The 22,171-nt window shown below is 64.7% G+C and carries 19 protein-coding genes and 3 tRNA genes; all 22 read left to right on the top strand.

The window, feature by feature from the left end; genetic code table 11:
- Window positions 1-160: 160 nt before the first annotated feature.
- The 22 genes from tpiA (at window position 161) to infB (ending at window position 22,125) form a co-directional block, all read left to right on the top strand.
- On the top strand, window positions 161-916 hold the full coding sequence (gene tpiA, locus O0K41_RS18565) for a triose-phosphate isomerase (protein ID WP_108270358.1): 756 nt from the start codon (window positions 161-163) through the stop codon (window positions 914-916).
- A 31-nt stretch (window positions 917-947) separates the two neighbouring features.
- Entirely contained in the window at window positions 948-1,385 is a 438-nt protein-coding gene (secG, locus tag O0K41_RS18560) for a preprotein translocase subunit SecG (protein ID WP_005410465.1), read from the top strand.
- Between the two features lie 51 nt (window positions 1,386-1,436).
- Window positions 1,437-1,521: transfer RNA gene (locus O0K41_RS18555), tRNA-Leu, on the top strand.
- Between the two features lie 111 nt (window positions 1,522-1,632).
- A complete protein-coding gene (locus O0K41_RS18550) occupies window positions 1,633-1,989 on the top strand; it encodes an NADH-quinone oxidoreductase subunit A (RefSeq protein ID WP_005414075.1) in 357 nt (118 codons plus the stop codon).
- Complete coding sequence (locus O0K41_RS18545; protein WP_005410463.1) at window positions 1,980-2,534, top strand: NADH-quinone oxidoreductase subunit B; 555 nt, start codon at window positions 1,980-1,982, stop codon at window positions 2,532-2,534. The genes O0K41_RS18550 and O0K41_RS18545 overlap by 10 nt, the downstream gene beginning before the upstream one ends.
- A gap of 33 nt (window positions 2,535-2,567) precedes the next feature.
- Entirely contained in the window at window positions 2,568-3,317 is a 750-nt protein-coding gene (locus tag O0K41_RS18540) for an NADH-quinone oxidoreductase subunit C (RefSeq protein ID WP_005410462.1), read from the top strand.
- Window positions 3,314-4,621: an NADH-quinone oxidoreductase subunit D gene (locus tag O0K41_RS18535; RefSeq protein ID WP_005410461.1), complete on the top strand. Its 1,308-nt coding sequence runs from the start codon at window positions 3,314-3,316 to the stop codon at window positions 4,619-4,621. Before O0K41_RS18540 ends, O0K41_RS18535 begins: the two co-directional genes overlap by 4 nt.
- Before the next feature lie 97 nt (window positions 4,622-4,718).
- A complete protein-coding gene (nuoE, locus tag O0K41_RS18530; protein WP_005410460.1) occupies window positions 4,719-5,246 on the top strand; it encodes an NADH-quinone oxidoreductase subunit NuoE in 528 nt (175 codons plus the stop codon).
- A gap of 4 nt (window positions 5,247-5,250) precedes the next feature.
- Window positions 5,251-6,591 carry an NADH-quinone oxidoreductase subunit NuoF gene (nuoF, locus tag O0K41_RS18525; RefSeq protein ID WP_010486436.1) on the top strand — a complete coding sequence of 447 codons (1,341 nt, stop codon included), beginning with the start codon at window positions 5,251-5,253 and terminating at the stop codon, window positions 6,589-6,591.
- Window positions 6,588-8,822, top strand: coding sequence for an NADH-quinone oxidoreductase subunit NuoG (nuoG, locus tag O0K41_RS18520; RefSeq protein WP_164222859.1), 2,235 nt, complete (start codon window positions 6,588-6,590; stop codon window positions 8,820-8,822). The genes nuoF and nuoG overlap by 4 nt, the downstream gene beginning before the upstream one ends.
- On the top strand, window positions 8,819-9,913 hold the full coding sequence (gene nuoH, locus O0K41_RS18515; RefSeq protein WP_005410457.1) for an NADH-quinone oxidoreductase subunit NuoH: 1,095 nt from the start codon (window positions 8,819-8,821) through the stop codon (window positions 9,911-9,913). The genes nuoG and nuoH overlap by 4 nt, the downstream gene beginning before the upstream one ends.
- A 4-nt stretch (window positions 9,914-9,917) precedes the next feature.
- Window positions 9,918-10,406 carry an NADH-quinone oxidoreductase subunit NuoI gene (nuoI, locus tag O0K41_RS18510; protein ID WP_005410456.1) on the top strand — a complete coding sequence of 163 codons (489 nt, stop codon included), beginning with the start codon at window positions 9,918-9,920 and terminating at the stop codon, window positions 10,404-10,406.
- 9 nt (window positions 10,407-10,415) lie between these two features.
- A complete protein-coding gene (locus O0K41_RS18505) occupies window positions 10,416-11,072 on the top strand; it encodes an NADH-quinone oxidoreductase subunit J (RefSeq protein ID WP_123958847.1) in 657 nt (218 codons plus the stop codon).
- Window positions 11,069-11,374, top strand: a complete 306-nt coding sequence (gene nuoK / locus O0K41_RS18500; protein WP_005417921.1) for an NADH-quinone oxidoreductase subunit NuoK — start codon at window positions 11,069-11,071, stop codon at window positions 11,372-11,374. The genes O0K41_RS18505 and nuoK overlap by 4 nt, the downstream gene beginning before the upstream one ends.
- A 7-nt stretch (window positions 11,375-11,381) precedes the next feature.
- Window positions 11,382-13,541 carry an NADH-quinone oxidoreductase subunit L gene (nuoL, locus tag O0K41_RS18495; RefSeq protein ID WP_123958846.1) on the top strand — a complete coding sequence of 720 codons (2,160 nt, stop codon included), beginning with the start codon at window positions 11,382-11,384 and terminating at the stop codon, window positions 13,539-13,541.
- Between the two features lie 23 nt (window positions 13,542-13,564).
- The gene (locus tag O0K41_RS18490; RefSeq protein WP_005410452.1) at window positions 13,565-15,073 is read left to right on the top strand and encodes an NADH-quinone oxidoreductase subunit M; all 1,509 of its coding nucleotides are present in this window, start codon (window positions 13,565-13,567) and stop codon (window positions 15,071-15,073) included.
- Window positions 15,074-15,088: 15 nt separating this feature from the next.
- A complete protein-coding gene (gene nuoN / locus O0K41_RS18485; RefSeq protein ID WP_005410451.1) occupies window positions 15,089-16,549 on the top strand; it encodes an NADH-quinone oxidoreductase subunit NuoN in 1,461 nt (486 codons plus the stop codon).
- Window positions 16,550-16,678: 129 nt separating this feature from the next.
- Window positions 16,679-16,755, top strand: a tRNA-Met gene (locus tag O0K41_RS18480).
- Between the two features lie 82 nt (window positions 16,756-16,837).
- Window positions 16,838-16,914, top strand: a tRNA-Met gene (locus O0K41_RS18475).
- Between the two features lie 366 nt (window positions 16,915-17,280).
- Entirely contained in the window at window positions 17,281-17,871 is a 591-nt protein-coding gene (gene rimP, locus O0K41_RS18470) for a ribosome maturation factor RimP (RefSeq protein ID WP_049451205.1), read from the top strand.
- Between the two features lie 4 nt (window positions 17,872-17,875).
- Window positions 17,876-19,387 carry a transcription termination factor NusA gene (gene nusA / locus O0K41_RS18465; protein WP_005410449.1) on the top strand — a complete coding sequence of 504 codons (1,512 nt, stop codon included), beginning with the start codon at window positions 17,876-17,878 and terminating at the stop codon, window positions 19,385-19,387.
- 92 nt (window positions 19,388-19,479) lie between these two features.
- Window positions 19,480-22,125 carry a translation initiation factor IF-2 gene (gene infB, locus O0K41_RS18460; RefSeq protein WP_164222862.1) on the top strand — a complete coding sequence of 882 codons (2,646 nt, stop codon included), beginning with the start codon at window positions 19,480-19,482 and terminating at the stop codon, window positions 22,123-22,125.
- Window positions 22,126-22,171: the final 46 nt, after the last annotated feature.

Below are 22,171 nucleotides of genomic sequence, written 5' to 3'. Positions count from 1 at the left end.
GGCCAAGCCCACCAATCCAACCGGTGATACGCGACCAACCCGCCCCCGCCACGAGGGGCTGCGCCGTTGGCTGAAAATCCATGTAACCGCTTACAAGGAAACGGATTTTTGCCGCAGCGGGTATCATGACCGGCTGACTTCACACAGGAGCCACCCGCTCATGCGCCGCAAGATCGTCGCCGGAAACTGGAAGCTGCATGGCAGCCGTCAATTCGCCAATGAACTGCTGGGGCAGGTGGCTGCCGGGCTGCCGCTGGAGGGGGTGGACGTGGTGATCCTGCCGCCGCTGCCGTACCTGGGGGAGCTGGTCGAGGACTTCGGCGAGACCGGCCTGGCCTTTGGCGCGCAGGACGTGAGCAGCAACGAGAAGGGCGCCTACACCGGCGAGGTCTGCGCGGCCATGCTGGTCGAGGTCGGGGCCCGCTATGGCCTGGTCGGCCATTCCGAGCGCCGCCAGTACCACCACGAGAGCAGCGAGCTGGTCGCGCGCAAGTTCGCCGCCGCCCAGCACGCCGGCCTGGTGCCGGTGCTGTGCGTGGGCGAGACCCTGGAACAGCGCGAGGCCGGGCAGACCGAAGCGGTCATCGCCAGCCAGCTGGCACCGGTGCTGGAGCTGGTCGGCGCGGCCGGTTTCGCCCGGGCCGTGGTCGCCTATGAGCCGGTCTGGGCCATCGGTACCGGCCGTACCGCCACCAAGGAGCAGGCACAGCAGGTGCACGCGTTCATCCGTGGCGAAGTCGCGCGTATCGATGCTAGAATCGCTGATTCACTGCCCATTGTTTACGGCGGTAGCGTGAAGCCCGACAATGCCGGGGAACTGTTCGCGCAGCCGGATGTCGATGGTGGGCTGGTCGGCGGCGCCTCCCTGGTGGCCGCGGACTTCCTGGCCATCGCAAGGGCGGCGGCCGCGAACTAATCCTAGAAGTATTGTCCGAGGGCGGTTTCCAATGCTGATGTTGATCCTCAATGTCGTCTACGTGCTGGTCGCTGTGGCCATGATCGCGCTGATCCTGATGCAGCGTGGCTCGGGTGCGGCGGCGGGTTCGGGCTTTGGTGCCGGCGCCTCGGGTACGGTGTTCGGTGCGCGTGGCGCCTCGAACTTCCTGTCCAAGTCGACCAAGTGGCTGGCCGTCGTGTTCTTCGGCATCAGCCTCTTCATGGCCTGGTATGCCGGTCATGGCAGTCGTCCGGCGGCCGACCAGGATCTGGGCTTGATGTCCGCCCCGGCGGCGGTCGCTCCGGCGGCTCCGGCAGGCGAATTGCCGGCCGTTCCGAAGGCTGATGCGGTCCCGGCCGCCCCGGTTCCGGCCGCGAATGTGCCGGCTCAGGCGGAATCTTCGGTTTCTGGTGAAGAAAAGCCTTCGGAAGGCTCCCAGAAACACTGAAGCCGGTTACAATACGCGGCGCATCGGGAAGATAGTCTGATGTGATCGTTTGCCCAGGTGGCGGAATTGGTAGACGCACTACCTTGAGGTGGTAGCGACTTAGGTCGTAGGGGTTCGAGTCCCCTCTTGGGCACCATTTGTAAGTAAAGCGGGTTCGCCTGGCGCGCAAGGCGCCAGGTAGATTCCCGTCCACTCCCCCATGCCAAAGCGCCTGCAGGCGCAGCGGCAGAGGCAAGAGAGAATCGCTGTGCTGGCCGAATATTTGCCGTCTCTGCTGTTTCTGATCGTTGCCACCGGTATCGGCATTACGCTGATGCTGGTTGGTCGATTCCTCGGTCCCCGCCGCCCCGATCTGGAAAAGCTGTCGCCGTACGAGTGCGGCTTCGAGGCCTTCGAAGACGCGCGCATGAAGTTCGACGTGCGCTACTACCTGATCGCGATCCAGTTCATCGTCTTCGACCTGGAAATCATCTTCATCGTGCCGTGGACCCAGGTCTTCATGGAGCTGGGCGCGCGTTCGCTCGTCACCATGGGCCTGTTCGTCGGCATGCTGTTCCTCGGTTTCATTTACGTCTGGAAGAAGGGAGCGCTGGAATGGGAGTGATTCAGACTCTCGATGGCCTCATGAACAACCCCACGCCGGAAGGCCGGGTTGATGACATCCTGCGGCCGGAAGGCGACAACCCGCTGCTGGAAAAGGGCTTCGTCACCACCAGCGTCGATGCACTGCTGAACTGGGCGCGCACCGGCTCGATGTGGCCGATGACCTTCGGTCTGGCCTGCTGCGCGGTCGAGATGATGCACGCCGGCGCCGCGCGCCTGGACCTTGACCGCTACGGCGTGGTGTTCCGCCCGTCGCCGCGCCAGTCCGACGTGATGATCGTGGCCGGTACCTTGGTCAACAAGATGGCCCCGGCGCTGCGCAAGGTCTACGACCAGATGCCGGACCCGAAGTGGGTCATCTCGATGGGTAGCTGCGCCAATGGTGGCGGCTATTACCACTACTCCTATTCTGTCGTGCGCGGCTGTGATCGCGTGGTGCCGGTGGACGTCTACGTCCCGGGTTGCCCGCCGACCGCCGAGGCGCTGGTGTACGGGATCCTGCAGCTGCAGAAGAAGATCTGGCGTACACAGACCATCGCCCGCTGACCCCTTCACCTGACAAGAGCGCGCCAAGCCCCCATGGCAGAGCAAGCATCCTTCATCGACCGACTCTCCGCACGTTTCGCTGGTGCGAAGGTCATCGTGGTCGAACCCCGCGGCGAAGTGACGCTGGAAGTGCCTGCCGCCGAGTGGCACGCCACCGCCCTGGCGCTGCGTGACGAGTTTGGTTTCGAGCAGGCCGTGGATCTCTGCGGCGTCGATTACCTGGGTTATGGCTCCGACGAATGGGACACCGCCGACGTGTCCTCGCAGGGCTTCAGCCGTGGCGTCGAAGGCAAGGCCCAGGGCCGTTTCGCGTGGGGTGAGTTCCCCACCGAGGAAAACGGTGCCGACGGTGCCCGCCCGCAGCACATGCCGACCCAGCGTTTCGCCGTGGTCGCCCAGCTGCGCTCGTACCAGCACAACCTGATGATGCACCTGCGCTGCTTCGCCCCTGACGAAGCACTGCCGGTGGTGTCCTCGCTGACCGGCATCTGGCCGGGCCTGAACTGGTTCGAGCGCGAAGCGTTCGACCTGTACGGCGTGATCTTCGAAGGCCACCCGGATCTGCGCCGGATCCTGACCGACTACGGTTTCGTCGGCCATCCGTTCCGCAAGGACTTCCCGCTGATCGGCAATGTCGAAGTCCGCTACGACGAAGAAAAGAAGCGCGTGATCTACGAACCGGTCACCTCGGTGGAGCCGCGTGTCGGCGTGCCGCGCGTGATCCGCGACGACGCCCGTCTGCAGACCGCAGAAGGTGAGCGCGCGCAGGAGGCAGTGAAGTGAGCCACGTACACCAGGCCGGCGAAGCATTCGCCAGCAACGCCGCCGAAAGCCGGCAGGAAATCCGCAACTACACCATGAACTTCGGCCCGCAGCATCCGGCCGCTCACGGTGTGCTGCGCCTGATCCTGGAAATGGACGGTGAAACCATCATGCGCGCCGACCCGCACGTGGGTCTGCTGCACCGTGGTACCGAAAAGCTGGCCGAGTCCAAGCCGTTCAATCAGTCGATCGGTTACATGGATCGACTGGATTACGTGTCGATGATGTGCAACGAGCACGCCTACGTGCGCGCGATCGAGACCCTGATGGGCATCGAGGCGCCGGAGCGTGCGCAGTACATCCGCACCATGTACGACGAGATCACCCGCATCCTCAACCACCTGATGTGGCTGGGCTCCAACGCGCTCGACCTGGGTGCGATGGCGGTGATGCTGTACGCCTTCCGCGAGCGCGAAGAGCTGATGGACTGCTATGAAGCAGTCTCCGGCGCACGCATGCACGCGGCGTACTACCGTCCGGGCGGTGTCTACCGCGATCTGCCGGACCACATGCCGAAGTACAAGGAGTCGCGCTGGCACAAGGGCAAGGCGCTGAAGCAGCTCAATGCTTCGCGCGAGGGCTCGCTGCTGGACTTCCTGGAGAACTTCACCGTCGAATTCCCCAAGCGCATCGACGAATACGAAACCCTGCTGACCGACAACCGTATCTGGAAGCAGCGTACCGTCGGCATCGGCGTGGTGACGCCGGAACTGGCGCACCAGTGGGGCATGACCGGCGTGATGCTGCGTGGCTCGGGCGTCGCCTGGGACCTGCGCAAGAAGCGCCCGTACGCCAAGTACGATGCCGTCGATTTCGACATCCCGCTGGGCAAGGAAGGCGACTGCTACGACCGCTACCTGGTCCGCGTTGCCGAAATGCGCGAGTCCAACCGCATCATCAAGCAGTGCGTGGCGTGGCTGAAGGCCAACCCGGGCCCGGTGATGGTGAAGAACTTCAAGGTCGCTCCGCCCAGGCGCGAGGACATGAAGGACGACATGGAAGCGCTGATCCACCACTTCAAGCTGTTCAGCGAAGGCTACTGCGTGCCGGCCGGCGAGACCTACTCGGCGGTGGAAGCCCCGAAGGGCGAATTCGGCTGCTACCTGGTCTCCGATGGCGCCAACAAGCCGTTCCGCGTGCACCTGCGTGCGCCGGGCTTCGCCCACCTGTCCTCGATCGATTCGATCGTGCGCGGCCACATGCTGGCCGACGTGGTGGCGATGATCGGCACCTACGACCTGGTGTTCGGCGAGGTTGACCGGTAATGCCGTCCGCCACGCCAACGCCCGCTGCAGGCAGCCGGCGCAAGCCGGCGCCGCAGTTTCTGGAATTTCACGTTATGCATTTCGCTGAGGTCGGCCGATGAAGGCGACAGGTAATTTCGAGGCGGCGCGCGACGTCGACCCGATGGTGGTGCTGAGCGACAAGACCCGCGCTCACATCGATCACTGGCTGTCCAAGTTCCCGCCGGACCGCAAGCGCTCTGCCGTGCTGCAGGGCCTGCATGCGGCCCAGGAGCAGAACCAGGGCTGGCTGACCGACGAGCTGATCGCCGGCGTGGCCAAGTACCTGGACCTGCCGCCGGTGTGGGCCTACGAGGTCGCCAGCTTCTACTCGATGTTCGAGACCGAGAAGGTCGGCCGCAACAACGTGGCCATCTGCACCAACATCAGCTGCTGGCTCAATGGCGCCGAGGACATCGTCCGCCACTGCGAGAAGAAGCTGGGCATCAAGCACGGTGAATCGACCCCGGACGGCCGCGTCTACCTCAAGCGCGAGGAAGAGTGCCTGGCCGGCTGCGGTGGCGCGCCGATGATGGTCATCAACGGTCACTACCATGAGCGTCTGACCCTGGAAAAGGTCGACGAGCTGCTGGACGGGCTGGAGTAAGGGCATGGCACATCACCACGAATCCAAGGGTCCGGTCGGCCCCGCGCCGCTGCCGCACCAGGTGGTCTACACCACCCTGCATTACGACACCCCGTGGTCGTACGAAAGCTACCTGAAGACCGGTGGCTACGCCGCCCTGCGCAAGATCCTCGAAGAGAAGATCCCGCCGGAGCAGGTCATCGAGATGGTCAAGGCCTCGGGCCTGCGCGGCCGCGGTGGCGCAGGCTTCCCGACCGGCCTGAAGTGGTCCTTCATGCCGAAGGGCAACATGCAGAAGTACATCCTCTGCAACTCGGACGAATCCGAGCCGGGCACCTGCAAGGATCGCGACATCCTGCGCTACAACCCGCATTCGGTGGTGGAAGGCATGGCGATCGCCTGCTACGCCACCGGTTCGACCGTGGGTTACAACTACCTGCGCGGTGAGTTCCACCACGAGCCGTTCGAGCACTTCGAGCAGGCCCTGGCCGACGCCTATGCGAACGGCTGGCTGGGCAAGAACATTCTCGGCAGCGGCGTGGACATCGACATCTACGGTGCGCTGGGCGCCGGCGCGTACATCTGCGGCGAAGAAACCGCGCTGATGGAATCGCTGGAGGGCAAGAAGGGCCAGCCGCGCTACAAGCCGCCGTTCCCGGCCAATTTCGGCCTGTATGGCAAGCCGTCGACGATCAACAACACCGAAACCTATGGTTCGGTGCCGGCGATCATCCGCAACGGTCCGGAGTGGTTCAAGGGCCTGAGCCTGACCGCCAACGGCGGTCCGAAGTGCTTCTCGGTGTCCGGCTGCGTGCAGAATGGCGGCAACTTCGAAGTGCCGCTCGGCACCAAATTCCACGACCTGCTGGAAATGGCTGGTGGCCTGCGTCCGGGCCGCACGCTGAAGGGCGCGATCCCGGGCGGCGTGTCGATGCCGGTGCTGACCGCGGCCGAGCTGAAGGACCTGCCGATGGACTACGACACCATCCGTGCACTGGGCTCCGGCCTGGGTTCGGGCGCGATCGTGGTGCTCGACGACAGCGTCTGCTGCGTCAAGTTCGCCTGCCGCATCAGCCAGTTCTTCCACAAGGAATCCTGTGGCCAGTGCACCCCGTGCCGTGAGGGCACCGGCTGGATGCACCGCGTGCTGGAGCGCATCGTCGCCGGCAAGGCCACGATGGAAGACCTGCACCAGCTGAAGGCGGTGGCCGGCCAGATCGAAGGCCACACCATCTGTGCGTTCGGTGAAGCGGCTGCATGGCCCATCCAGGGCTTCCTGCGCCAGTTCTGGGACGAATTCGAGTACTACATCGTCAACGGTCATTCGATGGTTGACGGCAAGAAGGTGGAGGCAGCCGCCGCATGAGCGCGCAACCCGTAAACCCGAACGTGCCACCGGATCACGTGACCATCGAAATCGATGGCAAGTCGCTGGTCGTGCCCAAGGGTTCGATGATCATCCAGGCGGCCGACAAGGCCGGCATTTCGATTCCGCGCTTCTGCTACCACGAGAAGCTGCCGATCGCCGCCAACTGCCGCATGTGCCTGGTGGACGTGGAAAAGTCGCCGAAGCCGGCGCCGGCCTGCGCCACTCCGGTGATGGATGGCATGAAGGTCGCCACCCGCAGCGAGAAGGCACTGAAGTTCCAGCGCTCGGTGATGGAGTTCCTGCTCATCAACCACCCGCTGGACTGCCCGATCTGCGATCAGGGCGGCGAGTGCGAGCTGCAGGACGTATCGCTGGGCTATGGCCGTTCGGTCAGCCGCTTCAACGAGCGCAAGCGCGTGGTGCCGGACGAGGACATGGGCCCGCTGGTCGCCACCGAGATGACCCGCTGCATCCAGTGCACCCGCTGCGTCCGCTTCACCGCCGACGTCGCCGGTACCTACGAACTGGGTGGCATGTACCGCGGTGAGAACCTGCAGATCGGTACCTTCGACGGCAAGCCGCTGACCACCGAACTGTCCGGCAATGTCGTCGACGTCTGCCCGGTCGGCGCACTGACCAACAAGGTGTTCCAGTTCCGCGCCCGCCCGTGGGAACTGACCGCGCGCGAGTCGCTGGGCTACCACGACGCGATGGGTTCGAACCTGTTCCTGCACGTGCGTCGCGGCGAAGTGCTGCGCACCGTGCCGCGCGACAACGAAGCGGTGAACGAGTGCTGGCTCTCCGACCGTGACCGCTACTCGCACCAGGGCCTGTACAGCGAAGACCGTGCGGTCAAGCCGCTGCGCAAGGTCAATGGCGAGTGGAAGGAAGTGAGCTGGGCCGAAGGCCTGGCCGCGGCCGTCGAGATCCTCAAGGCCAACCAGGGCGACAACCTGGGCGTGCTGGTGCATCCGTCCACCTCGAACGAGGAAGGCGCGCTGCTGGCCCGCCTGGCCAAGGGCCTGGGCTCGAGCAACATCGACCACCGCATCAACAACCGTGATTTCTCCGACGCTGCAACCGCCGAAGTGTTCGGCCTGCCGCTGGCCGAAATCGAGGGCGCCGACCGCATCGTCGTTCTGGGCAGCAACATCCGCCACGAACTGCCGCTGCTGCACGTCCGCCTGCGCAAGGCGCAGACCACCAAGGGCGCGAAGATCCACGTCGTCAATCCGGTGGACTTCGACTTCGCCTTCAGCATTGCCGGCAAGCAGATCGTTGCACCGTCGAAGTTCGTCGACGCACTGGCCAGCGCCGAACTGCGTTCGGCCGTGCAGGGCGGCAACAACACCGTGCTGATCGTTGGTGGCATCGCCGAGAACCACCCGCAGGCTGCCGCCATCCGCGCCGCCGCGCGTGACTTCGCCGCCGCCACCGGTGCCAAGCTGTGCCGCATCCCGCAGGGCGCCAACGCCGTGGGCCTGACCCGCGCCGGCGTGCTGCCGGCCGGCAAGGACGTCGCCGCGATGCTGGCGCAGCCGCGCCAGGCCTACGTGGTGTACGGCCTGGAGCCGGGCCTGGATTTCGCCGATGCACCTGCCGCGCGCAAGGCGCTGGCCGGTGCCCAGGTGGTGGCCTTCAGCCAGTTCGCCTGTGCCTCGACCCGTGACGTCGCCGACGTGATCCTGCCGATCGGTGCGCTGCCGGAAATCGACGCCACCCTGACCAATCTCGATGGTCGCGAGCAGTCGGCCCGTGCCGGCGGCAAGCTGCCGGGCGAGGCCCGTGAAGGCTGGCGTGTGCTGCGCGCACTGGGCGGCGACATGGCGCTGGCCGGTTTCGACTTCACCGACCTGGCCGGCCTGCGTGCCAGCCTGGCCCCGGTGTCGGTCACCGTTGCCGCTTCGGCGCAGCCGGTGATTGCCGGCGAAGGCCTGGAAGTGGCTTCGACCGCCGCGATCTACCGCACCGATGCGGTGGTCCGTCGCGCCCCGGCGCTGCAGTCGCATCCGCTCAACAACGCCCCGCGCATCGTGCTGAACGCTGAAGATGCCGCTCGCCTGCAGCTGCAGGAAGGGCAGATGGCCAAGGTCGGCACCGATGCCGGCAAGGCCACCCTGCCGGTGGTGGTCGACGCCCGCGTCGCTGCGGGTTCGGTCTGGATTGAATCGGGCCACGGCGCGACCGCGCCGCTGGGTGCCGCTCGCGTAACGGTGGTGGCTGCATGAACGAATTGCTGTTGAACGCGGTCGACCCGCTGCACCAGTGGCTGCTTGGCCTCGGTGACATCGGCGCGCTGATCTGGATCATCCTGAAGATCCTGGTGATCACCGTTCCGGTGATCATCTCGGTGGCCTTCTACGTGGTCTGGGAACGCAAGCTGATCGGCTGGATGCACGTCCGCCACGGCCCGATGTACGTGGGCATGGGCATCTTCCAGGCCTTCGCCGACGTCTTCAAGCTGCTGTTCAAGGAAGTGGTCCAGCCGAGCAGCGCCAACAAGGCGATCTATCTGCTGGCACCGCTGATCACCCTGGCCCCGGCCTTCGCGGCCTGGTCGGTGGTCCCCTTCGATTCGCAGATCGTGCTGTCCAATGCCAACGCCGGCCTGCTTTACCTGCTGGCGATGACCTCGCTGGGCATCTACGGCATCATCCTGGCCGGTTGGGCGTCCAACTCGAAGTACGCGTTCCTGGGTGCCATGCGCGCCTCGGCGCAGATGATCAGCTACGAAATCGCCATGGGCTTCGCCCTGGTCGGCGTGATGATCGCCGCTGGCAGCCTGAACCTGAGCAATATCGTGATGGCGCAGGCCGGCAGCTCCGGCTTCTTCGACTGGTTCCTGCTGCCGCTGTTCCCGCTGTTCGTCATCTACTGGGTGTCGGGCGTGGCTGAAACCAACCGCGCGCCGTTCGACGTGGTGGAAGGCGAATCGGAAATCGTCGCCGGCCACATGGTCGAATACTCCGGCGGTGCCTTCGCGCTGTTCTTCCTGGCCGAATACGCGAACATGATCCTGATCAGCTTCCTGATCTCGATCTTCTTCCTCGGCGGCTGGCTGAGCCCGGTCCAGGGCTGGGTCAACTTCGGCGATGTCTCGCCGCTGGTCGACTGGATCTGGAAGGGCGGTGCACCGTGGCTGTTCGTCAAGGTGTTCTTCTTCGCCAGTGCCTACATCTGGTTCCGTGCCAGCTTCCCGCGCTTCCGCTACGACCAGATCATGCGCCTGGGCTGGAAGGTCTTCATCCCGCTGGCCATTCTGTGGATCGCGGTTACCGCCGTCATGGTGTTCTTCGGCGTGATTCAAAAGGGCGTCTAAAGTGATGAACAGGATTACCCATTACTTCAAGAGCCTGCTGCTGCTCGAACTGCTGGCGGGCCTCTGGCTGACGCTGAAGTACAGCTTCAAGCCGAAGTACACGATGATGTACCCGATGGAGAAGTTCCCGCAGTCGCCGCGCTTCCGTGGCCTGCACGCGCTGCGCCGTTACCCCAACGGCGAAGAGCGCTGCATTGCCTGCAAGCTGTGCGAAGCGGTGTGCCCGGCCCTGGCCATCACCATCGACTCGGCCAAGCGCGAGGACGGCACCCGCCGCACCACCCGCTACGACATCGACCTGTTCAAGTGCATCTTCTGCGGCTTCTGCGAAGAAAGCTGCCCGGTGGACTCGATCGTCGAAACCCACATCCTCGAGTACCACTTCGAGAACCGTGGCGAAAACATCGTTACCAAGCCGCAGCTGCTGGCCCTTGGCGATCGTCTCGAAAACGAGATCGCCGAGCGTCGTGCCGCCGATGCCGCTTACCGCTGAGGTCGAGAGATGGATTGGGTAAATATCGCTTTCTGGGTGTTCGCCATCGCGGCAACGGTTTCGGCCGGTGCGGTGATCAGCGTGCGCAACCCGGTGCATGCAGTGCTGTGCCTGGTGCTGACCTTCTTCTCCATTGCCTGCGTGTGGCTGCTGGTGGGCGCCGAGTTCCTCGGCGTGGCGCTGGTGCTGGTCTACGTCGGCGCGGTGATGGTGCTGTTCCTGTTCGTGGTGATGATGCTGGACATCGATCCCACCAAGATGCGTGAGGGCTGGGTGCGCTACCTGCCGGTCGGCCTGATCGTGGCAGTGGCGATGCTGGTGCAGATGCTGATCCTGATCGGCGTGAAGGGCAGGGCGGTCACTCCGTTCCCGGCCGACAACGCCGCTGCGGTCGCCGCCGACAGCTCCAACATCACCTGGCTGGCACGCACGCTGTTCACCGAGTACCTGCTGCCGTTCGAGTTCGCCGCCGTCATCCTGACCGTGGCCGTGGTTGCCGCCGTGATGCTGACCCTGCGTCGCCGTACCGGCGTGAAGAGCCAGAACCCGGGCGAGCAGACCATGGTCAAGGCCGGCCAGCGCCTGCGCATGGTCAAGATGGGTGCCGAAGCACCGGTCGTGCACAGCAACAGCAAGCCGGTCGCCGGCGAGGAGACCCAGCCGTGATCACCCTTGGCCATATCCTCGCGCTGGGCGCGGTGCTGTTCGCCATCAGCCTGGCCGGCATCTTCCTCAACCGGAAGAACGTCATCGTCCTGCTGATGTCGATCGAACTGATGCTGCTGTCGGTGAACATCAATTTCGTCGGCTTCTCGCGTCAGCTGGGCGATCCGTCCGGCCAGCTGTTCGTGTTCTTCATCCTGACCGTCGCCGCCGCGGAAGCCGCCATCGGCCTGGCGATCCTGGTGACCCTGTTCCGTACACGCCGCACGATCAATGTCGGCGAAGTCGATTCGTTGAAGGGCTGATCCACAGATGGAAATCACTCTCTCCAAGAGTCTGTTGATCGCAGTGGTGCTTGCACCGCTGTTCGGCAGCATCATCGCCGGCCTGTTCGGTCGCCAGGTCAAGCGCTTCGGCGCGCAGACCATCACCATCCTCGGCGTCGCGGTAGCCTGCGGCCTGTCGATGTACACGTTCTACCAGCTGATGTGGGGCGGCGCGCAGCCGTTCAACCAGAACATCTACACGTTCTTCGAAGTCGGCCAGTATTCGGCGCACGTCGGCTTCATGGTCGACAAGCTGACCGCGATGATGATGGTGGTGGTGACCTTCGTGTCACTGCTGGTCCACATCTACACGATCGGCTACATGCAGGACGACCCGGGCTACCAGCGGTTCTTCAGCTACATCTCGCTGTTCACCTTCTCGATGCTCACCCTGGTGATGAGCAACAACTTCCTGCAGCTGTTCTTCGGCTGGGAAGCGGTGGGCCTGGTGTCGTACCTGCTGATCGGCTTCTGGTTCAAGCGCCCGACCGCGATCTTCGCCAACATGAAGGCGTTCCTGGTCAACCGTGTCGGTGACTTCGGCTTCCTGCTGGGTATCGCCGGCGTGCTGTGGGTGTTCGGCACCCTGGACTACTCGCAGGTGTTCTCGCAGGCCGGCATGCTGGCTGACCCGCGCGCCCAGCTGCAGATCTGGGACGGCACGATCCTGGGCATGCAGCTGCTGAACGAGCCGGTGATCTGGTCGATCGCCACCGTCATCTGCATCTGCCTGTTCATCGGCGCCATGGGCAAGTCGGCCCAGGTCCCGCTGCACGTGTGGCTGCCGGACTCGATGGAAGGCCCGACCCCGATCTCGGCACTGATCCACGCCGCGACGATGGTTACCGCCGGTATCTTCATGGTCACCCGCATGTCGCCGCTGTTCGAGCTGTCGCAGACGGCGCTGAACTTCGTGCTGTTCATCGGTGCCACCACCGCGTTCTTCACCGGCCTGATCGGCATCGTGCAGAACGACATCAAGCGCGTCGTCGCGTACTCCACGCTGTCGCAGCTGGGCTACATGACCGTCGCCCTGGGCGTGTCGGCCTACTCGGCCGCCGTGTTCCACCTGATGACCCACGCCTTCTTCAAGGCCCTGCTGTTCCTGGGCGCCGGCTCGGTCATCATCGCGATGCACCACGAGCAGGACATGCGCAAGATGGGCGGCCTGCGCAAGTACATGCCGATCACCTTCATCACCATGTGGATCGGTACGCTGGCCCTGGTTGGTACGCCGTTCTTCTCCGGCTTCTACTCGAAGGACACGATCATCGAGGCGGCCGAGATCCACGCCCACATGCAGAACAGCTGGGTGGCCACCTATGGCTACTGGGCGGTGCTGGGTGGCGTGCTGGTGACCAGCTTCTACAGCTTCCGCCTGCTGTTCATGACCTTCCACGGCAAGGAGCGTTTCCGCGACGTGCACGACGATCATGGCCACGGCCATGACGATCACCACGCCGCCGATGCCCACCATGGCGATGCCCATGACGACCACGGCCATGGCCACGGTCCGCATGAACCGCATGAAACCCCGTGGGTGGTGACCCTGCCGCTGATCCTGCTGGCCATCCCGTCGATCGCCATCGGTTTCTTCAGCATCGGTCCGATGCTGCACGGCACCGACTGGGCCGGCAACCATGCGCACGAGGCGATCAAGGGCCAGGCGCAGACGTTCTTCACCGGCATCGTCGACTTCTACGATCCGGCCAAGAACACCGTCGCGTTCCTGGGTGAAGAGTTCCATGGCCCGGTCGCGTTCGCGCTGCACGGCATGATGCTGCCGCCGTTCTGGCTGACCCTGGCGGGCTTCCTGCTGGCTGCGCTGTTCTACCTGTGGAAGCCGGACCTCTCGGGCAAGGCACGCAAGACCTTCGCCCCGATCGTTTCGGTGCTGGAAAACAAGTACGGCTTCGACAAGCTGTGGATCGATGGCTTTGCCGGTGGCAGCGTCAAGCTGGGCAAGGTCTCGCGCTGGATCGACAGCAACATCGTCGACGGCGTGGTCAATCTCTCGGCACGTGTTGTGGACGTTGCAGCCGGCGTGCTGCGTCGTACCCAATCCGGTTTCCTCTATCACTACGCCTTCGCGATGATCATCGGCCTGATTGCCCTGCTGGGCGTGCTGATGCATTACCTGCGTTGATGACCTGTACGGAATAAGAAGACGTGTCGAACTGGCCTCTACTCAGTGTCCTCATCTGGCTGCCGATCATCGGTGGCGCCCTGATCCTTGCGATCCGTGATGCACAGACTGCCCGCTGGGCGTCGCTGGGCGTCGCGGTGCTCACCTTCGTTGCAAGCCTCTCGCTGCTGAGCGGCTACAACGCGGGCATCGACGGCCTGCAGTTCGTCGAGACCCATGCCTGGATCCCGGCGTACAAGATCGGCTACAACCTGGGCGTGGACGGCATTGCCGTGGCGCTGATCCTGCTGACCACCCTGGTCAGCGTGCTTGCCCTGATCGGCGCCTGGAGCGCCATCGACAAGCGCGTCAACCAGTACGTGGCGGCCTTCCTGATCCTGGAAGGCGTCACCGTCGGCATCTTCGCCGCGACGGACGCGATGCTGTTCTACGTGTTCTTCGAAGCCATGCTGATCCCGATGTTCCTGATCATCGGTGTCTGGGGTGGCCCGCGCCGCATCTACGCAGCACTGAAGTTCTTCCTGTACACCTTCCTCGGCTCGGTGCTGATGCTGGTGGCGCTGATCTACCTGTACATGAAGGGCGGCAGCTTCCAGCTGGCCGACCTGTACGCGCTGCCGCTGTCGGCCAAGGAACAGACCTGGATCTTCTTTGCCTTCCTGATCGCCTTCGCGGTCAAGGTGCCGATGTTCCCGGTCCACACCTGGCTGCCGGACGCCCACGTGGAAGCGCCGACCGCCGGTTCGGTGATCCTGGCCGCCATCGCCCTGAAGATCGGTGGCTACGGCTTCCTGCGCTTCAACCTGCCGATCGTCCCGGACGCGTCGCAGGAATGGGCCTGGCTGGTGATCGCGCTGTCGCTGATCGCGGTGATCTACGTCGGCCTGGTCGCCCTGGTGCAGGACGACATGAAGAAGCTGATCGCCTATTCGTCGATCGCGCACATGGGCTTCGTCACCCTGGGTACCTTCATCGCCCTGTGGCTGGTGCGTGAAGCAGGCAACGCCGATGCTGCCCGCCTGGGCCTGCAGGGCGCCATGGTGCAGATGATCTCGCATGGCTTCGTGTCCGGTGCGATGTTCTCCTGTGTCGGCGTGCTGTACGACCGCATGCACAGCCGCCGCATCGCCGATTACGGCGGCGTGGTCAACGTGATGCCGTGGTTCGCCACCTTCGCCATGCTGTTCTTCATGGCCAATGCGGGCCTGCCGGGCACCAGCGGTTTCGTCGGCGAGTTCATGGTCATCCTGTCGGCCTTCCAGCGTAATCCGTGGATCGCACTGGGCGCGGCCACCACCCTGATCATCGGCGCCGCCTACACCCTGTGGCTGTACAAGCGCATCTTCTTCGGCGAAGTGGCCAACAGCCACGTGGCCGAACTGAAGGACATCAACGGCCGCGAATGGCTGGTGCTGGGCGTGTTCGCCATCGGCGTGCTGGCCCTGGGCATCTACCCCAAGCCGCTGACCGACCTGATGGAGCCCTCGATCGCGAAGCTGGCGATGCAGATCGCATCCAGCAAGCTGCTGTAATTCCAGGATTTGATGATGACCACCTCGCCGCTGCTGCCATTGACCGCCGCTGACCTGCCACCGCTCGCTCCCGAGCTGGTGCTGATCGGCAGCGCCTTCGCCCTGATGATCCTCGACCTGTTCGTCAGCAACCGGAACAAGATCGTCACCCACCTGTTCTCGCTCGCTGCGCTGGCCGTGGTGCTGTTCATGCTGGCCACGGGCGTGGGCGGGCAGGGCGAGGTCTTCCATGGCATGTTCGTGCGCGATACCGCCGCGGACGTGATGAAGACCGGGATCGTGCTGCTCAGCGGCCTGACCCTGGTCTACGGCTGGCGTTACCTGCGTGACCGCAACCTGTTCCAGGGCGAGATCCCGGTGCTTATCCTGTTCGGCACCGCCGGCATGATGATCCTGGTCTCGGCCGGCAGCCTTCTGATGGTCTATCTGGGCCTGGAACTGCTAGCGCTGTGCTCCTACGCACTGGTTGCCAGCAACCGTGAGAACGGTCTGGCCTCGGAAGCGGCGATGAAGTACATCGTGCTGGGTTCGCTGGCCTCGGGCCTGCTGCTGTACGGCATGTCGCTGATCTACGGCGCCACCGGCAGCCTGCACCTGGACGTCATCCGTGACGCCATTCCGCACTCGGAAGAGCGCGTGCTGCTGATCACCGGTGCGGTGTTCATGATCGCCGGCGTCGCCTTCAAGCTGGGTGCCGCACCGTTCCACATGTGGCTGCCGGACGTGTACCAGGGTGCTCCGGCACCGATCGCACTGTTCATCAGCTCGGCGCCGAAGCTGGCCGCCTTCGGCATGGCCTACCGCCTGCTGGAAATGGGCGTGGGTCCGCTGTCGACTGAACTGCAGCTGCTGATCGCCGGCCTGGCCGCGGTCTCGCTGGTCATCGGCAACCTGATGGCCATCGCGCAGAGCAACCTCAAGCGCATGCTGGCGTTCTCCACCGTCTCGCACATCGGCTTCCTGCTGATGGGCATCGCCGGTGGTGGCGCGCAGGGCTATGCCGCCGCGCTGTTCTACGCACTGGCCTACGCCATCATGTCCACCGCCGCCTTCGGCGCGATCATCGCGCTGTCGCGTGCCGGTTTCGAAGCCGAGAACATCGAGGACTTCAAGGGCCTCAATGCCCGCAACCCGTGGATGGCCGGCCTGGTGCTGTGCATCATGGCGTCGCTGGCCGGCATTCCGCCGTTCCTGGGCTTCTGGACCAAGCTGGCGGTGCTGGGCGCGGCCGTCAACGGTGGCCTGCTGTGGCTGGCCATCCTCGGCGTGCTGTGTGCCGTGGTCGGCTGCTTCTACTACCTGCGCGTCATCAAGGTCATGTACTTCGATGAGCCGGTGGGCGAGGCCATGCCGCGCAGCAACGACCGCGTGCTGGGCCTGGTGCTGGGCGTGAACGCGCTGGCGCTGCTCGCGCTGGGCCTGGCCTGGAACCCGATCATGGTCTGGTGCCAGCAGGCATTTGCGCATCTTGCATAAAAGTTGACACAAAGCTGCGCGATTCGTGTAATATGCGCAGCCTGAGTTGTCACTGCAGCGGTTCAGCCAGAACATCGTTGCGGTAGCCCTCCTCAAAAGAGAGCGGGGCAGCAGTTCAAACACTTCCGGTGCGGGGTGGAGCAGTCTGGCAGCTCGTCGGGCTCATAACCCGAAGGTCGCAGGTTCAAATCCTGCCCCCGCTACCAACTTCAGGTCGGCGCCAACCGGTTTGATGAATGAGGGAAAGCTTGCATTTCTTGGAGCCAACGCTCATAATTCCGCTTCTGATGCGGGGTGGAGCAGTCTGGCAGCTCGTCGGGCTCATAACCCGAAGGTCGCAGGTTCAAATCCTGCCCCCGCTACCAAGTAAAGAGATCGCCTTCGAAGTCCTGCTTCGAAGGCGTTTTTCTTTGGGTGGCTGCGTCGTTTCTGCGTGATCGGGGTCAGATCCCTTTTCCGCGGGGAAGGGATCTGACCCCAGGTCCGCACCTTGCACCAGCGCGGTGCAGCCGCTATCATCAGCGGCCTAGCAGTACCCCTGAAGGCGGCCTCCCGGCGGGAGTCCGGACCCGGAAGGAGGGCCGCAACCGGCAGGCACTGCAGGTTGCAACCGGAATCCAGTCACCGGAGTCTTTCCGGAAAAGGGGCCCAGCGGGCCCTTTGTCGTTTCCGGGGCGTCATGTTTTCACGCCGGCCAAGGCCGGCACCCAACCAAGAGATCAAGGCAGGCTGTGAGCGACAAGGCAACCGACATCGCGAATATGCTCGCCCCGACCGTTGTGTCGCTGGGCCTGGAGCTGCTGGGCGTTGAGTATCTGCCGGCCCCCGGCGGTGCGACCCTGCGCCTTTACATCGACGTGCCGCTGGCTGAACAGCCCGAGCGCATCATCAATGTCGACGACTGTGAGCGGGTCAGCCGCGAAGTGTCGGCGCAGCTGGACGTCGAAGACCCCATCAGCGGCAATTACACGCTGGAAGTGTCCTCGCCGGGCGTGGATCGCCCGCTGTTCAACCTGGAGCAGTTCGCTCGCCACCAGGGCGAATCGGCCAAGGTCACGCTGAAGCTGCCGCAGGACAACCGTCGTCGCCTGCAGGGCCGTATCGAGGCAACCGACGAGGCCGCAGGCACCATCACCTTCATCGTCGACAAGACCGAAGTGGTGGTGTCGGCCGACAACATCGACAAGGCACGGATCATGCCCGACTGGGTGGCGCTGGGGCTGGCCCCGAGCAAGCCGACCGGTCCGGCGCCGAAGCGTCCGAAGCCGAACACGAATTCTTCTTCCAACGAGCCGGCGGCAAAGAAGCCGCGCGCGGAGTGAGCCAATGAGCAAGGAACTGTTGCTGGTAGTCGACGCGGTCGCCAACGAGAAGGGCGTGCCGCGTGAAGTGATCTTCGATGCCATCGAGGCCGCCCTGGCCTCGGCAGCGAAGAAGCGCTATCCCGACGAGGAAGTGCTGACCCGCGTGGTCATCGACCACAAGGATGGCAGCTACGAAACCTTCCGCCGCTGGGAAGTGGTGGCCGACGACGTGGTCATGGAATCGCCGGACCGCCAGATCCGCCTGATGGACGCCGTCGACGAAGCCGAAGGCGTGGACGTCGGCGACTACATCGAAGAGCAGATCGAGAACCCGGACTTCGGCCGCATCGCCGCCCAGGCCGCCAAGCAGGTCATCGTCCAGCGCGTGCGCGAAGCCGAGCGCCAGCAGGTCGTGGATGCGTGGAAGGATCGCGTCGGCGAACTGATCACCGGTGTGGTCAAGCGCGCCGAGCGCGGCAACATCTATGTCGACCTCGGTGGCAATGCCGAAGGCTTCATTCCGAAGGACAAGGGCATTCCGCGCGACGTGCTGCGCGCCGGTGACCGCGTGCGCGGCTACCTGGCCGAAGTCCGTTCGGAACCCCGTGGCCCGCAGCTGTTCATCAGCCGCGCCGCCCCGGAATTCATGATCGAGCTGTTCAAGCTGGAAGTGCCGGAAGTCGGCCAGGGCCTGGTGGAAATCAAGGCCTGCGCACGTGATCCGGGCGACCGCGCCAAGATCGCCGTGCTCGCCCACGACCAGCGCACCGATCCGATCGGTGCCTGCATCGGCATGCGCGGTTCGCGCGTGCAGGCCGTGTCCAACGAGCTCAATGGCGAGCGCGTGGACATCGTGCTGTGGAACGACAACCCGGCCAACTTCGTCATCAACGCGATGGCGCCGGCCGAAGTGCAGTCGATCATCGTCGATGAAGACAAGCACTCGATGGACCTGGCCGTTGCCGAAGACCGCCTGGCCCAGGCGATCGGCAAGGGCGGCCAGAACGTGCGCCTGGCCAGCCGCCTGACCGGCTGGCAGCTCAACGTGATGACCCAGGACCAGGTCACCGCCAAGTCGGAGGCCGAGCAGGCTTCGGCCCGCCAGCTGTTCATGGACAAGCTGGAAGTGGACGAGGAAATCGCCGGCATCCTGGTCAGCGAAGGCTTCGGCACCGTCGAGGAAATCGCGTATGTCCCGGTCGGCGAACTGCTGGCCGTGGAAGGTTTCGACGAAGACATCGTCGAAGAGCTGCGCGCTCGTGCCCGCGATGCGCTGCTCAATGAGGCCCTGGCAGTCGAGGAAGGCCTTGAAGACGGCCAGCCGGCGCAGGACCTGCTGTCCCTGAAGGGCATGGACGAAGCCACCGCATATGCGCTGGCCGGCCACGGCGTGCGTACCAGCGAGGACCTGTCCGACCTGGCCGCCGACGAGGTCATGGACTTCGGCATCGAAGGACTGGATCAGGCGCGCGCCGCTGCGCTGATCCTGGCCGCCCGTGCCGAAGAGATCGCCCGACTGGAACGCGGCGAATGAGCCGGCAATGAACAGGGCCCTGAGCCGCTCAGGGCGTAGAATCCGCGCCGCCTCCAGATGCGGGGGGGCGCCCACAAGATCATAGGATCCGAATGTCGCAGCAAACCACCATCCGCAAGCTTGCCGAACTGGTCAACACGCCGGTCGAAAAACTGCTGGAACAGCTGGCCGGTGCCGGCATGAAGTTCAGCGGTCCCGACCAGGTCGTGACCAGCTCCGAGAAGGTGAAGCTCCTGGGCTTCCTTCGTCGTTCGCACGGCAAGCCCGAGCAGGCCCCGGAAGAGAGCGATCAGTCTGCAAAGAAGATCACGCTCAACCGCCGGAAGCAGCAGGAAGTGACGGTCAATTCCGGTCGCAGCAAGACGACCGTGAATGTCGAGGTGCGCCAGAAGCGCACCTACGTCAAGGATGGTGCGCGCGCCATGACGCCGGACGAAGAGCGCGCCGACATCCTGCGCAAGCTGGAAGAGTCGCGCGCCCGCAACCTCGCCGAACAGCAGGCCCTGGCCGAGAAGGATCGTCTGCGCGACGAAGCCATCGTCCGTGCCCGTGAGGAAGAGATTGCGGCCAAGGAACGCGCAGAGGCCGAGAAGAAGGCTGCCGAGGAAGCTGCGGCCGCCGCCAAGGCTGCCGAGGCACTGGCGGCCACCAAGCCCAAGCGCGCTCCGATCGATGAAACCGCGCCGCGTCCGCCGCGCACGCCGGCCGCCGCTCCGGCTGCGCCGCGCAGTGCGCCGCCGCCGCCGCGCAACGACGACCGCAACAACCGCAGCGCGCCGCGCAACGAGCGTGGCCCGGGCGACCGTTTCGCCGGCCAGATGCACCTGTCGGCTGCCGACCGTGCGCGTCGTGGCAACAGCAACAACAGCAACACCCGTGGTCGGCCGGGTGGCCGTAACCAGGCCGGTGGCCGTCGCGACATGTCGCGCGGTGGCAACAATGCCGGCCCGCACGCCTTCGAGCGTCCGACCGCGCCGGTGGTGCGTGAAGTGGCGATCGGCGACACCATTACCGTGGCTGACCTGGCGCAGAAGCTCGCGCTGAAGGGCGGCGAGGTGGTCAAGGCGCTGTTCAAGATGGGCGTGATGGCCACCATCACCCAGTCCATCGACCACGACACCGCCGCGCTGGTGACCGAAGAACTCGGCCACAAGGCGATCCGTGCCAACGACAACGACGCCGAAGACGCACTGCTGGCCTCGACCGGTGAAAACCAGGGCGAAGCCGCCCAGCGTCCGCCGGTGGTCACCATCATGGGCCACGTCGATCACGGCAAGACCTCGCTGCTGGATTACATCCGCCGCACCAAGGTCGCCACCGGCGAAGCCGGCGGCATCACCCAGCACATCGGTGCCTACCACGTGGATACGCCGAAGGGCGTGATCAGCTTCCTGGATACCCCGGGCCATGCTGCCTTCACCTCGATGCGTGCCCGCGGCGCCAAGCTGACCGATATCGTGGTGCTGGTCGTGGCCGCCGATGACGGCGTCATGCCGCAGACCAAGGAAGCGATCCAGCACGCCCGTTCGGCGGGTGTGCCGCTGATCGTGGCGATCAACAAGATCGACAAGTCCGACGCCGACCCGATGCGGGTCAAGAACGAACTGCTGTCCGAGCAGGTCGTGGCCGAAGATTTCGGTGGTGACACCCAGATGGTGGAGATCTCGGCCAAGACCGGCCTGGGCATCGACGATCTGCTGGACGCCATCTCGATCCAGGCCGAACTGCTGGAACTGAAGGCCGTCGACGAAGGCCGCGCCTCGGGCGTGGTGATCGAATCGTCGCTGGACAAGGGCCGCGGCCCGGTCGCTACCGTGCTGGTGCAGCAGGGCCGCCTGAAGAAGGGCGACTACCTGGTGTGCGGCATCCAGTACGGCCGCGTGCGTGCGCTGTTCGACGAAACCGGCAAGCAGCCGGAATTCGCCGGCCCGTCCATCCCGGTGCAGGTCCTGGGTCTGTCCGGCGTGCCGGAAGCCGGTGACGACTTCGTGGTGGTCGAGGACGAGCGCCTGGCCAAGGACGTTGCCCAGCAGCGTGAGACCAAGCGCCGTGAATCGCGCCTGGTCGCCACCGCCGGCAGCCGCATGGAAGACATCATGGCGACTCTGGGCAAGGGCGAGGGCCAGCAGGTCCTCAACCTGGTCATCAAGGCCGACGTGCAGGGTTCGGTGCAGGCCCTCAGCCAGGCGCTGGTGGCGCTGTCCAACGAAGACATCCGCATCAACGTGATCCACTCCGGCGTGGGCGGCATCACCGAATCGGACGCCAACTCGGCGGCCGCTTCGAAGGCCACCGTCATCGGCTTCAACGTGCGTGCGGATGCTTCGGCCCGTCGCATCATCGAATCCAACGGCGTGGACCTGCGCTACTTCTCGATCATCTATGACGTGATCGATCAGGTGAAGCAGGTGGCCTCCGGTCTGCTGGGCGTGGAGATCCGCGAAGAGATCATCGGTATCGCCGAGGTCCGCGACGTGTTCCGCAGCTCCAAGCTGGGCGCCGTTGCCGGCTCGATGGTCATCGAGGGCGTGGTCAGGCGCAACAAGCCGATCCGCGTGCTGCGCGACAGCGTGGTGATCTTCGAGGGCGAGCTGGAATCGCTGCGTCGCTTCAAGGAGAACGTCGAGGAAGTCCGCAACGGTACCGAGTGCGGTATCGCGGTGAAGGCCTACAACGACGTCAAGCCGGGTGACCAGATCGAGTGCTTCGAGCGTATCGAAGTGCCGCGCACCCTGTAATGCTGCAAGGTGGCCCGACCAACGGTCGGGCCCCCCCAGGGACCTG

This window comes from Stenotrophomonas sp. Sm2128 (assembly GCF_030985535.1).
In the GTDB taxonomy this organism is placed as follows: domain Bacteria; phylum Pseudomonadota; class Gammaproteobacteria; order Xanthomonadales; family Xanthomonadaceae; genus Stenotrophomonas; species Stenotrophomonas maltophilia.
Note: the sequence above shows the minus strand (reverse complement) of the source record. Positions and strands in the feature narration are given on the sequence as shown.

Coding starts and splice junctions, on each gene's coding strand:
- tpiA (WP_108270358.1), top strand. CDS start 161: ATGCGCCGCAAGATCGTCGCCGGAAACTGGAAGCTGCATGGCAGCCGT.
- secG (WP_005410465.1), top strand. CDS start 948: ATGCTGATGTTGATCCTCAATGTCGTCTACGTGCTGGTCGCTGTGGCC.
- O0K41_RS18545 (WP_005410463.1), top strand. CDS start 1,980: ATGGGAGTGATTCAGACTCTCGATGGCCTCATGAACAACCCCACGCCG.
- O0K41_RS18540 (WP_005410462.1), top strand. CDS start 2,568: ATGGCAGAGCAAGCATCCTTCATCGACCGACTCTCCGCACGTTTCGCT.
- nuoE (WP_005410460.1), top strand. CDS start 4,719: ATGAAGGCGACAGGTAATTTCGAGGCGGCGCGCGACGTCGACCCGATG.
- nuoF (WP_010486436.1), top strand. CDS start 5,251: ATGGCACATCACCACGAATCCAAGGGTCCGGTCGGCCCCGCGCCGCTG.
- nuoG (WP_164222859.1), top strand. CDS start 6,588: ATGAGCGCGCAACCCGTAAACCCGAACGTGCCACCGGATCACGTGACC.
- nuoH (WP_005410457.1), top strand. CDS start 8,819: ATGAACGAATTGCTGTTGAACGCGGTCGACCCGCTGCACCAGTGGCTG.
- nuoI (WP_005410456.1), top strand. CDS start 9,918: ATGAACAGGATTACCCATTACTTCAAGAGCCTGCTGCTGCTCGAACTG.
- O0K41_RS18505 (WP_123958847.1), top strand. CDS start 10,416: ATGGATTGGGTAAATATCGCTTTCTGGGTGTTCGCCATCGCGGCAACG.
- nuoL (WP_123958846.1), top strand. CDS start 11,382: ATGGAAATCACTCTCTCCAAGAGTCTGTTGATCGCAGTGGTGCTTGCA.
- nuoN (WP_005410451.1), top strand. CDS start 15,089: ATGACCACCTCGCCGCTGCTGCCATTGACCGCCGCTGACCTGCCACCG.
- nusA (WP_005410449.1), top strand. CDS start 17,876: ATGAGCAAGGAACTGTTGCTGGTAGTCGACGCGGTCGCCAACGAGAAG.
- infB (WP_164222862.1), top strand. CDS start 19,480: ATGTCGCAGCAAACCACCATCCGCAAGCTTGCCGAACTGGTCAACACG.